The organism is Moorena sp. (assembly GCF_982860115.1).
Window position 1 is genome coordinate 1 of record NZ_CEYLVT010000021.1, and the last position, 16,627, is coordinate 16,627.

The 16,627-nt window shown below is 43.2% G+C and carries 8 protein-coding genes; 5 read left to right on the forward strand and 3 right to left on the reverse strand.

What is annotated here, in order from left to right:
• Nucleotides 1-299: 299 nt before the first annotated feature.
• The 3 genes from bicA to AC4II3_RS06085 all read left to right on the forward strand — a co-directional run bounded on the left by bicA (nt 300) and on the right by AC4II3_RS06085 (nt 7,745).
• Nucleotides 300-2,003: a bicarbonate transporter BicA gene (gene bicA, locus AC4II3_RS06075; protein ID WP_488011109.1), complete on the forward strand. Its 1,704-nt coding sequence runs from the start codon at nt 300-302 to the stop codon at nt 2,001-2,003.
• Nucleotides 2,004-2,637: 634 nt separating this feature from the next.
• Nucleotides 2,638-4,062 carry an AAA-like domain-containing protein gene (locus AC4II3_RS06080; protein WP_488011110.1) on the forward strand — a complete coding sequence of 475 codons (1,425 nt, stop codon included), beginning with the start codon at nt 2,638-2,640 and terminating at the stop codon, nt 4,060-4,062.
• Between the two features lie 116 nt (nt 4,063-4,178).
• Nucleotides 4,179-7,745 carry a WD40 domain-containing protein gene (locus tag AC4II3_RS06085; RefSeq protein ID WP_488008308.1) on the forward strand — a complete coding sequence of 1,189 codons (3,567 nt, stop codon included), beginning with the start codon at nt 4,179-4,181 and terminating at the stop codon, nt 7,743-7,745.
• A 283-nt stretch (nt 7,746-8,028) separates the two neighbouring features.
• Here AC4II3_RS06085 and AC4II3_RS06090 read toward each other — a convergent pair whose 3' ends face one another.
• Nucleotides 8,029-9,927: a serine hydrolase gene (locus AC4II3_RS06090; protein WP_488008310.1), complete on the reverse strand. Its 1,899-nt coding sequence runs from the start codon at nt 9,925-9,927 to the stop codon at nt 8,029-8,031.
• 345 nt (nt 9,928-10,272) lie between these two features.
• Between AC4II3_RS06090 and AC4II3_RS06095 the strand changes: the two genes are divergently transcribed.
• Nucleotides 10,273-10,851 carry a WD40 repeat domain-containing protein gene (locus tag AC4II3_RS06095; RefSeq protein WP_488008343.1) on the forward strand — a complete coding sequence of 193 codons (579 nt, stop codon included), beginning with the start codon at nt 10,273-10,275 and terminating at the stop codon, nt 10,849-10,851.
• 559 nt (nt 10,852-11,410) lie between these two features.
• Complete coding sequence (locus AC4II3_RS06100; RefSeq protein ID WP_488008313.1) at nt 11,411-12,523, forward strand: FHA domain-containing protein; 1,113 nt, start codon at nt 11,411-11,413, stop codon at nt 12,521-12,523.
• Here the strand turns inward: AC4II3_RS06100 and AC4II3_RS06105 are convergent.
• Nucleotides 12,465-13,751 carry a hybrid sensor histidine kinase/response regulator gene (locus tag AC4II3_RS06105; RefSeq protein ID WP_488008315.1) on the reverse strand — a complete coding sequence of 429 codons (1,287 nt, stop codon included), beginning with the start codon at nt 13,749-13,751 and terminating at the stop codon, nt 12,465-12,467. The two genes, AC4II3_RS06100 and AC4II3_RS06105, sit on opposite strands and share 59 nt — an antisense overlap.
• Nucleotides 13,752-13,755: 4 nt before the next feature.
• Nucleotides 13,756-16,488, reverse strand: coding sequence for a CHASE2 domain-containing protein (locus AC4II3_RS06110; protein WP_488008317.1), 2,733 nt, complete (start codon nt 16,486-16,488; stop codon nt 13,756-13,758).
• Nucleotides 16,489-16,627: the final 139 nt, after the last annotated feature.

Genomic DNA, 16,627 nt, shown 5'->3' on the forward strand with positions numbered 1-16,627 from the left:
CCCCCACTTCCCACCCTCCCCACACTTCCCACCCTCCCCACACTTCCCACCCTCTCCCTATCTCCCCTGCTGATAAAGCAAATCGATAATTGCCATGAGTTTTTCTTAAGTTAATGTATTTATTAATAAATTATTAATATTAAGTTAAAGGCTTATGTTTCTGGGGCTTGTGCCTTTACCATAGACTTAAGTAAATGATTTTAGTAAGATCATTAAATAAATCTAATGGATGTAGTTGCAGTACAGTAAAAAGTAGTTACCTACATGTAATGTAACAATTACCTAAATGTCATTTAACAATGCAACTCACTAACCAAATTCACTTTCGCAACATAAGGGGCGATATTTTTGGTGGACTAACCGCCGCCGTTATCGCCCTCCCCATGGCTCTTACCTTCGGTGTCGCCTCCGGTGCTGGGGCAGAAGCTGGTTTGTGGGGTGCTGTATTAATTGGCTTTTTTGCTGCGGTATTTGGAGGTACTCCCACCCTAATTTCTGAACCCACTGGCCCCATGACCGTGGTGATGACAGCGGTAATTGCTAACCTTACCGCTGCTAATCCAGAAAACGGCATGGCTATGGCGTTTACCGTGGTCATGTTAGCCGGAATTTTTCAAATTCTGTTTGGTTTTCTGCGTCTAGGCAAATACATTACCTTGATGCCCTACACCGTCATTTCCGGTTTTATGTCGGGTATTGGCATCATACTAATTATTTTGCAAACTGCTCCTTTCTTGGGTCAAGGTAGCCCTAAGGGTGGCGTCATTGGCACAGTTACTAGTTTGCCCACACTGATAGCAAACATCAACCCGATTGAAACTATTTTAGCTGTTTTGACGGTAGCAATTCTTGTTTTGATGCCCCGCAAATGGAAACGCATCGTACCCCCCCAGTTGGTAGCATTAATTCTGGGAACAGTTTTGTCTTTGGTGTTTTTCTCTGGGATAGATATTCGCCGTATTGGGGAAATTGCTGTTGGTTTGCCTAGTTTGCGTCTACCGGTGTTTACCACTGAACAGTTACAATTAATGGTGGTTGATGCTTTGGTGCTAGCTACACTGGGCTGCATTGATGCATTACTAACGTCCCTGGTTGCTGATAGTTTAACCCGTACCGAACATGATTCTAACAAAGAGTTAATGGGCCAGGGTTTAGGTAATTTAGTATCGGGTTTATTTGGCGGTATTCCTGGGGCTGGCGCAACCATGGGAACTGTGGTTAATATCCAAAGCGGGGGTAGGACTGCCCTTTCTGGAATCGCCCGTGCTTTAGCATTACTAGTAGTTGTGCTTTGGGCTGCCCCCCTCACCCAAAGTATTCCCCTTGCTGTTTTGGCTGGTATCGCCCTCAAGGTAGGTATTGATATTATTGACTGGGGTTTCCTCAAGCGTGCCCATAAAATTTCTTGGAAAGCATCCCTGATTATGTACGGGGTGATTTTACTCACTGTTTTTGTTGACTTGATTGTGGCCGTGGGAGTAGGAGTATTTATTGCCAATATCCTCACCATTGAGCGTCTTAGTGCTCATAGAGCAGACAGTGTTAAGGCGATTACCTATGACGATGAAGAAATTCAGCTTTCCCAGGAAGAAAAAGTACTATTGGATCAAGGTGATGGTCGTATTGTACTCTTTCATCTCAGTGGACCGATGATTTTTGGGGTTGCCAAGGCAATTTCCCGTCAACACAATGCCATTGAAGGTTTTGATGTGCTGATTCTGGATTTCAGTGATGTACCTATTTTAGGTGTTACCGCTACCCTAGCTTTGGAAAATGCTATTCAAGAAGCCTTAGATAAAGGTCGTGAAGTATTTATTGTAGGGGCAACAGGCAAAACCAGAAAGCGCTTACAAAGCTTGGATATCTGGCAGCAGATTCCACCCCAAAACCTAGAAGTTAGTCGTTTAGAAGCACTTCGTTTGTCTCGTACCATGGTCAGTAACTCTCAAAATTATGCACCAAGTCAGGGAAAAGCTAATTTTGATTTGTCAGCTGATATATAAGTTTTATTTAAGCCTTTACAGCTTTGGCTTAAAAAAACTTGAATTCGATAACTGATTAATCACCTTTCCTTAATGGTTTCCAGCATTGTCTTAAAAAAACTTGAATTCCATAACTGATTAATCAGTTTTGCTTAAGGATTTTCAGCTTTTCCTTAAACAAACCTGATTAATCAGTTAGCAAACGTTACAAATGAGAAAGAATTTGCGTTAGTTACTTAATCCCTAGTAAGTATAGCATAGAAGCGTTGAATGTTTTAAACGTTCAACGCTTCTGACTTTTTGATATCTTTTGATAGTTGTTTAGTTAAAAAAAATAAAAATTATTTAAAATAAATTAAAATCTCGACGTCTTGCATAAATAGCCAACAACAGGGTGATAAGTACTATAACTACATGGCAAAAACTGACTTTTGCAAAAGGTCTAATATTCCCAAAACATTTTTAGCCGTAACCGTAGGGTGGGCAGTGGATCAGACCAATTGAAAAGCTGAGAATCCTTGTGCTAGCCACTGCCCACCCTACCTCAACGTTTGCCTCTTGCCTTGCCCGTAGCGCTATATCAGTTTCTCCAAAAATCTGGAATGCTGGGGCTGTAGTTGGTAGCTAAGTATACATCTAAAAAATTGTTAGTTACATGATTGCTCAAGCATTTGATGAGTTTTACCCCTCCCGTCCAGTTCTGAGTGTAGTCTCTGGAGTAGACTCAGAATCAGAGTTAGCTTGGATACAAGCAAAAGAGTCTGCTGATCAAGTTGTCTTCAAAAATACAGGCAAACATCTCAGTGACATTGAAACCACAGTACTTCAGGGTTCCTGGGAAGGGAAAACCTATGATCAGATCGCCAATAGGTATGGCTACAGTGCTGAATATCTTAACAAAGATATCGGCAACAAATTATGGAATAAGCTCTCAAAAGCATTAGGAGAAAGGGTTACCAAAAAGAGTTTCAAACAAGCACTCAGAAGAGCATGGAAAAAGTGTCAAGGTACATCAATGGGCACCAATGGAGAGCAGCCACCATCTGAGCCCCTAACAACGCTACCATTTCCGTCGGGTTGGGTGGCGCTGGATTCACCTCTTTATGTGGAGCGAGGCAGCATCGAATCTCTGGGTTACGATACGGTAATTCTGCCTGGTTCCCTGATTCGGATTAAAGCACCAAAGCTAATGGGAAAAACCTCCTTAATGATGAGGATTCTAGCTCATGCTCAATCCCAGGATTGTCAAACAGTGTATTTAGATTTGAGCAGTGTAGACCGAGCAATTTTAACGGATTTAGATAAATTCCTACGCTGGCTCTGTTTGAAAGTTGGTCGGCAATTAAAGTTAGACAATCAATTAAATGATTATTGGGATACAGAAATTTTGGGGAGTAATGATAACTGCACAGTCTATTTTGAAGAGTATTTACTGGCAGAAATAGATTGTCCCCTGGTCTTAGCATTGGATGAAGTAGATCGAGTTTTTCCCTACCCCGAAGTAATAGAAGACTTTTTAGGGATGCTGCGCAGCTGGCATGAGAAAGCTAAGATTTCAGATATCTGGAAGCAACTGCGGCTAGTGATAGCACATTCTACAGAAGTTTATATACCCTTAGACTTAAATCAATCTCCCTTTAACGCCGGAATTCCAGTGGAGTTGCGAGAGTTTGACCAACAGCAGGTAAAAAATTTGGCTCAGCTCCATGGACTAAATTGGGAGAATGCCCAGATAGAGAAATTAATGACAATGGTATCTGGTCATCCCTATCTGGTACGGTTGGCCATGTATGAAATGGGCTCTGGCAAGGTAACATTCCAGCAGTTGTGGCAAGATGCACCGACAGAAGCAGGTATTTATAGCAACCATTTGCGGCGACATTTAGAAACACTGCAACAATCACCAGAGTTGCTTCAGGCCCTCAAGGAAGTTGTCACGTCATCTGAGCCAGTAGAACTGAATCCGATCGAGATTTACAAACTGCACAGTATGGGGTTGGTAGAGCGACAGGGTAATTATGTTGTGCCTTGCTGCAATTTGTACCGGGAATATTTCTACCAAGTTCTAGCTTTTAGGTAAGCATCTGCGCTACGCGCACGCTGTCTTGATGCAGTCGCTCATGGGGGAAACCCCCTTTGGCGGCGCTGCATCGCTGCGCGAACAGCTGTCAGCTATCAGCTAATGAAACAGCAATCATGACAGAACCACAATCAAACTATAACTATCAAGTTGGTGGCAGTCTCCCAGTTAATGCCACCAGCTACGTGACGCGACAAGCCGACGAAGACTTTTACCAAAGCTTGAAAGCCGGTCAGTTTTGTTATGTACTCAACTCCCGACAGATGGGTAAATCCAGCTTGCGGGTGCGGACAATAAAAAAGCTGCAAGCAGAAGGAATCCTCTGTGGTTTTATTGACCTGACCGGGATTGGCAAAGAGGATGTCACCCCAGAAAAGTGGTATGCTGGGATTGTCAATTCTATCGTGAGTAGTTGCCAGCTCAGCAAACAATTTAAATGGCGCAGCTGGTGGCGAGAGCAGCGGGATTTGCTTTCCCCTGTGCAACGGTTGAGTCTATTTATTGAGGAAGTGCTGTTAGTTCTGGTTGAGCACAGAATTGTCATTTTCGTCGATGAAATTGACCGAGTTTTGAGCCAGAATTTTTCCGTAGATGATTTTTTTGCTCTGATTCGATTCTTCTACAATCAACGAGTAGATAATCGCGCCTACCAACGGCTCACCTTTGCCCTGTTAGGGGTGGCAACTCCTAGTGATTTAATTACTGATAAAACTCAAACTCCCTTTAATATTGGTAAAGCGATTGAACTGCGTGGATTTCAACTCCCTGAAACACAGCCATTAGCTCAAGGATTAGAGGGTAAGGTAGATAATCCCCAAGCAGTGGTTCAGGAACTATTGAACTGGACAGGAGGGCAACCGTTTCTGACCCAAAAGTTATGTCAGCTGGTGGCTCAGAGTGCCCACAGTAGGAGTATTCTCAGTGCCCAATCCATTGAGCAGATCGTTCAAAGGCGCATCATTGAAAATTGGGAAGCCCAGGATGAACCAGAGCATTTGCGAACCATACGCGATCGCATTCTTCGTAATCAGCAGCGTGTTGGTCAGCTTTTGGGAGTATATCAGCAAATTTTACAGCAGGGAGAAATTGTTGCTGATGGCAGTTCCGAGCAAACCGAGTTGCGACTGTCGGGGTTAGTAGTTCAGCAGCAGGGAAAATTAAAAGTTTACAACCGTATTTATGAGCAGATTTTTAATAGAGAGTGGGTTGAGAAACAATTAGAGAAACTGCGCCCCTACTCTGAGGACTTCAAGGCTTGGGTTAGTTCCAATTATCAAGATGAATCCCGCTTACTGCAAGGTCAAGCCCTGCAAGATGCATTGGCTTGGTCGGAAAATCAAAATTTAAGTCCCCTTGATTATCGCTTCCTCGCTGCTTCTCAGGAATTTGAGAAACGAGAAGTAGAAGCTAGTTTAGCGGTTCAAGCAGAAGAAAGTCGCATCTTAGCTAAAGCCAACGATACTTTAACGTTAGCCCAACAGAAAGCCAAGAAAACAATAGGTATTGGGGGAGCAATTTTAGCAATTTCTTTAGTAGCAGCAGGAATTGCCGGATTACAATTGGGGAAAGCAAGACGCGATCGCTTAGAAGCACAAGTGTTACTAACCAGTGCTAAAGCCCAAATTTCCCTAGTATCAAACCCTCTAGATGGCCTAATTGAAGCGATCAAAGCAGGACAACAATTAAAAGAGTTACAACAATTCCATAAATTAGCCCCAGTTACTAAACCAGCACAAGCACAGGTTATAGATACCTTGCGACAAGCAATCACAAAGGTAAAAGCATATAATCACTGGCAAGCCCATAATGGTCCAATTTCCATTGTCAGTTGGAGTCCTGATGGTCAACTACTGGTTTCTGGAGGGGGAGATAAACTCGTCAAGCTTTGGAATCCTCAAGGTCAATTAATGCATACTCTTAGGGGTCATAGCGACTATATCTCGAATGTCCAGTTTAGCCCCGATGGAAAATTAGTTGCTTCTGGCAGTAAAGACGGTACGGTCAAATTATGGAACCTAGCAACGGGAACCTTAGCTAAAACCATCCTTGCCCACAATAACACCTGGGTTAGGGGTCTTAGTTTTAGTCCCGATAGTAAACTGCTTGCTTCCTCTGATTCTAGGGGTTGGGTTAAGTTTTGGGATGTAGAAACAAAAGCCCTAGTAACCAGTATTCGGGCTCATAATTTATGGGTTACCTCTGTCAAATTTAGTCCTGATGGAACCATACTAGCTTCCACTAGTTCAGATAAAACCATTAAGCTTTGGAATGTAGAAGATAGTAGCTTAATTAGAACCCTCAAAGGTCATAAATCCGCTGTCAGAAACGTTGATTTTACTGCGGATGGTAAAACCCTTGCCTCTAGCAGTGCAGACACTACAATCAAACTCTGGAATCTAGAATATGGCACAGAAATCACTACTCTTAAGGGACACAAAGGAACAACTTGGGGAGTCAATTTTAGTCAAGATGGTAAGCTGTTAGTCTCTGGTGCTGACGATGGTAAAGTCAAATTTTGGAATCTGGAAAACTTGGAGGCGGAACCCCAAACCTTTGTTGGTCCACAAGGTCGTGTTACCACCGTAAGTTTCCACCCGAATAATCAAAAAATACTTGTTTCTGGTAGCTACCCTAGTACAATCACTCTCTGGAATATAGATGGCCTTGAACCCAAACGTTTTGGTTTTGGTAGCACCAGAGTATGGGGAGTAACTATTAGTCCTGATAATCAATTACTAGCTTCGGGTCACGATGACCATACAATAAAACTGTGGAACACCTCAGATGGCAGTTTAAACAAAACCCTGACAGGTCATACCGACGATGTCTGGCGAGTTAAATTCAGTCCCGATGGTAAGCTGCTTGCTTCTGCCAGTTTAGACAATACGGTAAAGCTTTGGGATGTTGACAATGGTAAAGAAATATACACCTTAGTTGGTCATACTAGTAATGTGAGAAGTATTACCTTTCGCTCCGATGGTAGGATTTTAGCTTCCGGTAGTGACGACAGAACCATCAAACTCTGGCGCGTGCAAGATGGGGAATTATTGCGAACGTTTAAAGGTCATCTTCATTCCATTCGGGATTTGAGTTTCACCCCCGATGGTCAAAATATTGCCACTGCTAGTTTTGATGGTCGCATCCTATTTTGGCAAGTGGAAGACGGTAGGATGGTCAACGTTTTTGATAATATTGACAGTTGGTTAGCCACTATCAGTATTAGTCCCAATGGCAAATTGTTAGCTTCTGGGGGTGGCTATAGGGGAATTAAGCTGTGGAATAACTCAGATGGTACTATTGTTAAGGAACTTCCCGGTCATGGCATTTGGATCAGAAGTTTGCGTTTCAGCCCCAATGGCAAATTGCTGGCTTCTGGTAGTTTTGACCGCACAGTAAAACTTTGGCGTGTGGAAGATGGTTCTTTATTGAGAATTCTAGAAGGTCATCTTGGTCGGGTAGAGGATGTTAGTTTTAGCGCAGATGGAAAACTCCTGGCTTCTGCTAGTAGGGATGGCACAGTCAAGCTTTGGAACCTAGATTTAGAATTAGATGATTTGATGCAACTAGGTTGTGAGTGGCTGGGGGATTATCTGGCGATTCATCCCGAAGAAGAGGAACTGACAAACGGATTTTGTGGCTTGGGGGAAAGTGCGCAAGAACGGGATGACCACAAAATCCGCTAGCATAAGAAATGCTTAACCCGCTGGATTAGAGGGTATTTTTAGCACCTGCTCTGGATAAATGATGTAAGGTTCTTTTATTCCATTCTCTTTTGCTATAGCAAACCAAAATTATTGAGTGCCATAGCACGTTGCACTTATCTGACTCAATGAATCTCCTAAAAGATAGCAAACATGAGAGCACCACACTCAAACTATCAATTGCAATAGCAGGAGTCGCTGAGAAGCCCACACTTCTCTTGCGAGTAAGTGTGGGAGTATGTCACAACCGACACTATCAGGTTTTCTAGTTATTCTTCACAATGCTACCGAGGGTATTGGTTAGCTCTTTAGGATTTCCCCTGTTTTGATTGGAGAGGACAGCAATCACGGTCTTGTCATTGAAATAGAGTCGCCAGTAAGACTTCGCGCCATTCTGGGCACCATTATGGGAGAACGTACTTCCCGGCCAGAGAGTATTAAGTGACTGGGCTGAGATGACCGATCCATCAAAGACCTTCATCCCAAGACGAGCCAGATCCATGGCAGAGGACTCAAGTCCACCACCGGGATATTTCCAACTCAGGTTGTCACGAGAGGACAGCACACTCTTACCATTGGAGAGTTTGTATATATTGGCGCGCTCAGGGTTAGATTGATTGCGGTATTCCGGTCGTAGCGTCGGCAAATTCAACCGTTGGGTCAGTTCGCGGTTGACCAATGCTGGAAATGACATCTTTGCAGCACCTTCAAGAGCAGCCCCTAGCACGGTGTACGCATGGGTGCTGTAGCAATACTTAGAACCCGGTGAAAGCATCAGCGGATCATTCTGGAATAAAGTAGCCGCTTGTGTAGCACTTGAATATTGGGTGTTGCTAGAGTCTTTCCAAGCCGGATTATTTGGAACTTCACAATTAGTCCCTTTGTACTTACCCTTGTAGTGCCGAATGCCTGAACGGTGCCGCATAAGTTGACCGACTTCATGGGTATGATGATTGGGCAGGCTGGGGACATAGCTGCGAGTAGCTTCATCAAGGGAAATTTTGTTGAGATCCACCAAACGCATCGTCAACAATGAAGTAATTGGCTTGCTGACCGATGCCAGTCGGTAGACCGTACCAGCATGAGCTACCTTCTGCTTGTCAAGATCGGCAAAGCCAAACCCACGAGAATAAAGGATCTTGCCTTTGCGGGCAATCACTACACTAATTCCAGGCAACTTATTGGCATTTTTGTATGCCTTGATCGCATTATCCACCGCTTTTTTGCCAGACCAACTCAAGCGATCGCCGTTCTGCCGCCAGACACCTGCGTAGCGAGTGCCCTGAGCTGTTGGGTAAGCTTCAAAGTCAACCAGTCGATATCCTTGGTCTTTATAGGTTTTCCACCAGTTGCCAAACCAATTAGCTGTCATATCGCGACGGGCTACCCAACCTCTACCATTAGTATTTTTCACCCAAATAGCAGCATACCGTTGCTGACCATTTTGTCGATAAGACTCAAAATCCAGTACTCGGTAGCCCTGATTTTTAAACGAGTCAAATTTCGACTTGTATTGTGCCTGGGTCATATCCCGATGTTCTGCCCATGGTAGGGTCTGTCGATCTTTAACCCAGATGGCAGAATACAAAGTCTTACCCCCACTGGGATAGGCCTCGATATCCACCATGCGGTAACCCTGCTTTGTGTAAGTCTTGAACCGATTGGAAAATTCAGCGCTATCGACATTGCGATAGGAAACCCAAGCAAGGTTCTCTTTATTTTGAATCCAAACACCAGCATAACGTCGTTGACCGTTGAGCATGTAAGCTTCTTGGTCGATTAGACGATAGCCTTTAGCTTTGTAGTTTTGCCATTCTTGGGAAAATTGCTGGTGAGTCAGATTCCGCAAGCTTGCCCAGCCACGTTTGTCGGAGTTGAATTCAAAAATGGCCGAATAACGAGGTTGACTATTAATCTCGTCTACTTCAATGTCAATCACACGGTAGCCTTGGGCTTTTTTCTGATTGAAATAGGTGTTAAACTGCTGACTGGTATAGCCTCGAATTGATGCCCAGGCAACGTTATTGAGATCATCAACTGGGGCAGCAAACGCAGGCTGGCCTGATGTAAATAATATCAGTCCCAGTGCCACTAGTGTCGTGATACTGGCGATCGCCAGCAGTCTAGTTGCTGATTGCAAAGTTGTTTTTGCAGTGTGTTTCATTGTGATTAGTCTCTAGTAATGAACAATTCAAATGCTTGAAAAAAGCTGGGGGAGCGACATAGAACCTGAAATCCTTTTGCCGTACCCGTTCAATTCCACTGTTCAATTGCTGGCTTAGATGCAGCATCAAACTGATGTGTTGTTCACTATTGTCATTAGAAAAAACCCAACTGTAAATGGGGATAAAATCAGGTATTCAAACCAGTATTTAAATAGGTTTAGTAAAGTTTTATAGGGAAAAGTCAGGTTGAACGTCAAAAGTTGCTTCTATTCACCCCACACCCCACACCCCACACCCACACCCTGTCTGCTTTTTAGCCTTGTTGTCACCCCCTCAGTTCACCTCTGGGATATCTAGCGGTTACCAGCATCAGTTTCAGTCCTAATGGCAAAACCATAGCTTCTGCTAGTTCCGAGGCCAATGTCAGGCTTTGGAATGTCGAAAATGGCACTCTAGTGCAAACCCTTGAAGCTCATAGTAGTTGGAGTAAAAGTGTAAGTTTTAGTCCCAATGGTAAAATTTTGGCTTCCGGTGGTGATGATACTATAGTGAAGCTGTGGAATTTGGAGACCACTGAAGCACAAACCCTCAACAGTCATCTGGATAATGTCACCAGTGTAAGTTTCAGCCCCAATGGCAAGATTCTTGCTTCTGCCAGTAATGACCGCACCGTGAAACTTTGGAAGGTAGCGGATGGAACCTTGCTGCAAACCCTTGAAGGTCATAGCGGTTGGGTCACCAGCGTTAGTTTCAGTCCAGATGGCAAGACCTTAGCTTCTGCCAGTGAGGATAACACTCTCAAACTATGGAATTTGGATCTAGACCTAGATGATTTAATTAGGCTGGGTTGCGACTGGCTCACAAATTACCTTGCTACTCATCCGGAAGAAGAAGAAATACGTAAGATTTGCCAGCATGGTTGATTAAGTCAGTAATTTGTTTTTTGAAAGATGCTATAAGTGTTGCATAATTTATATGATAAACTTGATTTAAGCTAAATTTTTACTAGAACTTATTATCCACAATATTTTTATCAGGTGTTGAAATACCTGATTTTTTTTATGCTCAATCGGTTTAGGGAAACGCCATACTAAATGAGTAAGTAATTGTAGTGAAAGCAAACAGGAGTATTTCAATCATGAAACCCAACAAAACAAACACTAATCCATCTAGCCAACAATTTTTTTCAAAAGATTGTGTCTATCTCCATTAGCTTTAATCGCATTTTCTGAACCACCATTAACATTTGCTAGTAAATTATCAGGCATTTTATGTAAAAGCCAGAGTAAACGCATCTTCCCTCTTCTATACAACCCGATTTATTGTACTCAAGTACAAACCGTTATAATAGATTCAGCCGGTTCCGGTAAATCCCTGTCCGACATTCATCTCGCCATTGATCAGGCAGCATTCCATCGGAGCATCCTGTCGGCGGAATGCTAAAACAAGCACTACTCCCATCACTCCTCTAAACAAAATCTAATGTCTGGTAACTCACCCCCACTCATTCAAACCCTCACCCCAGAGCGTTGGGCAGGGTGGAGCATGGACTTTATCGGGGCAGGCTATATTGCTTTATTTGTCAAAAATGGTCGGTGTGTGCGGGTATGGAAGCCAGGGCGTCATGTCAGCTTCGCCCTACCCTGGCTAGAAAAATGTGAACTGCTCCTAGTAGACAGCAAACTCCGGCACTTGCCCATTACCTCTCAAGGAGACTTTCTATCCCGCGATCAGTATCTTGTCAATGTCTCTTTGAATGTAATGTATCAAGTGGTAGATGCCAAACGAGTTGCCCTAGAAATATCTGACCCCATTGCTGCCTTAACTAGTGCCGTTAAAGATAGTTTAGGAGTAGCAATTAGTCACCTAAGGATGGAACAGTTAACCAATCAGGGACGAGTAGACGTCCGACAATACATTCTCGACCATGTTGACGTTTACTATACCGTAGGCTTTTCCATCGAAGATGTGCGAGTCAGTGACATCAGCTTTCCTAACACACGAGGGATAATTCGTCAAGTCGAAGGGATGAGTGCTCGACAGGAAGCAGAACATGAAGCCGTCCTAAAAATGCAGATTGCCAATGCTGGTCGCCCAGAACTCTCCCCACCACCAATCCAGCAAGTCAATATCCTCCCTGGTGGAGACGCTAACTCTAAACACTCCATTGTCAATCAGGAAGTACCTAGGGCTACAATTCCAGACGAATCAGCAGCTACACCCAGTCTGCCCATTCGCGATCAACCAGTACTTGCCCCAACCGTACTTTTTTCCAATCCTACGCCAGCAAGCAAGGGGCGTTTAGTCAACCGTTCATCCGGTGCCATCATTGTTTTGTCTGCTAATCCTTTCACTATTGGTAGAGAACCCACGAACACCCTAGTGTTAGAAGATGCGATGTGTTCTCGCAACCATGCCCAAATTCTGCAAATTCCAGAGCCTCAGGACAAAGTGCGCTATCAAATCATTGATGTAGGTAGTTCCAATGGTACTTTTGTGGACCAACAGCGGCTTACCTCCCATCAACCCTTTTGGCTCAGTGCAGGAAATGTGATCCAGATTGGTAATCAGGAATGGACTTTCCAGTTACCTTGAGCAGTTGATCCGCATCTAATACTCTACGAGGCAGCATTACCGTAAAGGTAGTGCCAACACTGACATCACTGTTTAGACTAATTGTCCCGCCATGAATATCGACACATTTTTTGACAATGGCTAACCCCAGTCCAGTACCAGAAATATTTTCTACATTCGAGCCTCGATGAAAAGCATTAAACAGATTATGTTGGTCTTTCCTCGGAATGCCAATCCCGTCATCACTCACCTCAAAAATGACTTGGTTATTTTCACAGGCAAACTTGATCAAAACCTTGCCTCCATTAGGGGAATACTTGATGGCATTGTCAATCAGATGGGTAAGGATTTGCAGTAGCAGCTTAGAATCAAACAACGGTCGCCCACAGTCTTGATCAATGTTTAAAATCAGGCGATGTTGCTCACCATAGTTATCTTGCATGTCATCCACTAGATCACGCACAAATACCCCTAAATCCAAAGGAGTAGGCTGAAACTCCAGTTGTTCAAATTCTGCCTTATTAAGGAACATCACATTACCCATTAAGTCCGTTATCCGTTGAACAGCTTCTCGGATCCGTTGAAAATGTTGGCTTTGCTTAGATTTATCCCATCTATGGCAGTAAGCTTCCAGCAGTTCAGAACTGGAGAGAATGCTGGTCAAGGGCGTGCGGTACTCATGGGAAATGGCTATGATCATCCGAGATTTCAGATGATTGAATTCTTGTTCTTCGGCTAGAGCTTTGCGTAGCTGAGCTTCTAATTCTCGCAGTTGCTGGTTTGCCTGTTGTAGATCAGCAGTGCGTTCCGCTACCCGTTCCTCTAAGTATAGATTTTGGTCTTCTAGTTGTTTGGTCAGGAAATGCAGTTGTAAATGCACCTTGAGACGGGCTAACACTTCTTCAGTCTGAAACGGCTTGGTGATGTAATCTACAGCCCCCAGGGACAAACCTTTGATCTTATCAACCGTGTCATTCAGAGCAGTCATAAAAATCACTGGGATTTCATTAGTTGCGGGATTAGATTTCAGTCGGCGGCAGGTTTCAAAACCATCCATTCCTGGCATCATGACATCTAACAAAATTAGATCTGGTGTTGCATATTCGCTCTGATCGATAGCCGTTTCACCATCAGTTGCTACCAAGATTTCCCATCCCGAATTGGCGATCGCTTCTGACAACACTTTCAGATTCGTGGGATTGTCATCAACGATCAAGATAGTGGCTTGCTCAACTTTATTGATAGTCATGGATTTACCCCCTGAACGATTTGATAAATTCCCGAATTTGCTTAACCTGAAAGCTAGTTGCTAATTGCCTTAATTCATTGGCAAAAGGACTAAATTTTTTATCGATCTGTTCCAGTTCAACCACTGTTTTCTCTATGCCATGGATATTACCTCTTTTTGCAAATTCAAATAGCTTTTCAATCACCTCAGCTGGTGGAGCTAAAATTTCATCTGTCTCCAGTGGTAAATTTTCTTTTTTTATAGTTTCTAGGTGATTATTTGCTTCATAAAGCCAATCAATATTTAAATATTTTTGTAACTGATTAAAAAGAGAATCCATATTAATTGGCTTAGATAAAAATGCATCAGCTCCAGCATTTATACTGTTTTTTATGTCAGTTTCAAAGGCACTAGCAGATACAACCATAATCACTACATTTGGCAGTTGCTGTGATTTTCTAATAGCACCGATCATTTCCAATCCATCCATAATTGGCATCACAATATCTGTCAAAATTAAATCGGGCTTAATTTTTGTTGCTTGCTGATAACCTTCTTTACCATTACTTGCTTCAAAGCAACGAAATCCAATCGACTCTAGTAGGTTAATGAGTAACGAGCGATTGTTGAGATGATCATCCACTATTAAGGTGGTTGGAGGTTTACCTTTAATGCCAACAATATTGCTGCTGTCTACGACTGTTTCTTGCTCCAGGGATTCCGTAGCAGTTGCTAGTTCCAAATCTAGCCAAAACTTACTTCCCTCACCTAAGGTACTCTCCACTTTTATTTCACTCCCCATTAGGGAGATAAGTTTCATACTAATTGCCAATCCCAAGCCAGTGCCTTCTGACTGTTTTTTAGTATCTCCTACCTGCTCAAACGGCAAAAAAATCTTTTTCAACTGTTCTGGAGTCATCCCTACACCAGTATCTTCAATTTTAAATCTGATTGTTTGGGAACGGTCACCATTCAAGGATGAAGCGATTAAACTTACTTGAAAGGTCACACTTCCAGTATCGGTAAATTTAATCGCATTACCCAGTAAATTAATTAAAACTTGCCGCAGGCGTTTTTCATCCCCATAAATTGCCACTGGAAGCTGAGGATCGCCATGGTAAATAAACGATATACTTTTTTCCTGGGCACGAATCCGACAAATTTCTACCACGCCCATCAAGAAGGAATTAAAATGAATGTCACTTTTGTGCAGCTCTAGTTTCCGAGCTTCAATTTTCGATAGGTCTAAAATATCATTGATTAAAGTAAGCAAATGAGAGCCACACTGGTGAATAATACCGATGCCATCCAGGTCTGATTTATTTATATTCGAGGAGCGTTTGAGGATTTGAGCGTATCCCAAAATGCCATTAAGGGGAGTGCGCAGTTCATGGCTCATGTTAGCCAAAAATTCGCTTTTTGCCTGGTTAGCAACATCAGCAGCTACTTTGGCTTTTTCTAATTCTTGGGTGCGCTCTTTAACTTTGACCTCCAAAGTGCGAGAATAATCTTGCAATTGCTGGTTAGCTTGTTTCAATTGCCATTGATTGTGGGTATTAGTGCCTAAAATTGCCGATAAACCTAGAGCCATTAATGGAGAAATTATAGGAATCCACCAACCTGTTATAAAGACTAAATAGCTACCACCGACAATCATGCCCCCTGTGATCAAAATACTCAGAATTAATTTGCTCAGGAGATGTTTTCTTAACCACTTAGTCTCTGGTAATAGCCAACTTCCTACGGCTCCGATCAACGAACAGCAAAAAATCCATAGCCCCTGTGCGTTAACAGACCATACTCGCAGCAGAACTCGTCCATCAAGTGCTGAACTCAACATCTGGCTGGTGATATTGGCATGAATAACGACACCAGGCATTTCCTGAACGATAGAGTTAAGACTGCTATCATAGGGCGTCGGAAAAATGTCGTTAAGGCTCGGTGCGGTCATACCAATCAAAACAATGCGATTGTAAAACTGCTCCGGCGAAATTCTATTGTTCAGAACATCAGTGATTGAAACTGTATGGAAGCGCTCTTCGGTTCCACGGTAATTCAACAATATTTGGTAGCCTCCAAGATCTGCACCTTGATAACCAGCATTTTTATCGGTTAGATTCACAAATCTTGCTTGACCTAATTGGTAATACTCACCTCTCCCATCGATTTTTTTGAGATTGATCCCTTTGGCTTGAAGATACATCAAGCTCAATCTAACCCCTAAGGTAGGTATATCCTTACCGGATTCATCTGCTGCTGATATCAAGCTTCGCCTTACTTTACCATCCCCATCTAGCACTAAATCTGCTAGAGCAACTTGATCTCGTTGTGCTAAGGTCGGAGGTGGGGCAACTGTTTTATCCCTCACGAGGGACTTCACTCCAATCAAGTTCGGTGTGGACTCCATCACCTCAACCAACTCCTGATAACCAGGTTCCACTGGCAAATCTCGATAAATATCCAGACCAATACCTTGAGGCCGGTGTGCTTTAATTTTTCTGATTAACTCAGCTAAAACAGCATCAGAAATCGGCCATCCTCTAAGTTGAGTCAGATCCGATTCATCAATGGTGATAATCACAATGCGATTATCAATGTCTTCAACCGGACGCAGGCGAAAAAATTGATCCAGGGTAGCCCACTCCAGTAGCTGGAACCATCCTGCCGTATCCAAAACAGTGACCAGTGCAGCCACAACGGGAGCTATTATCAGTACAAAGCGCCATTGCTTCAAACGCTCTTTAAAGTGAAGCCACATTCCCCTTAGTCAATCTCTAATCTAGGTCAGGTGTGTTCTCTACCAACCTTGCAGCAGAAGCCTATAAGCGCTTCTATTGGTTGGCAGGATTCCAGGAATAGCATCGACCGGTAGAACTGCTTTTGTGGTGAGTCACTAA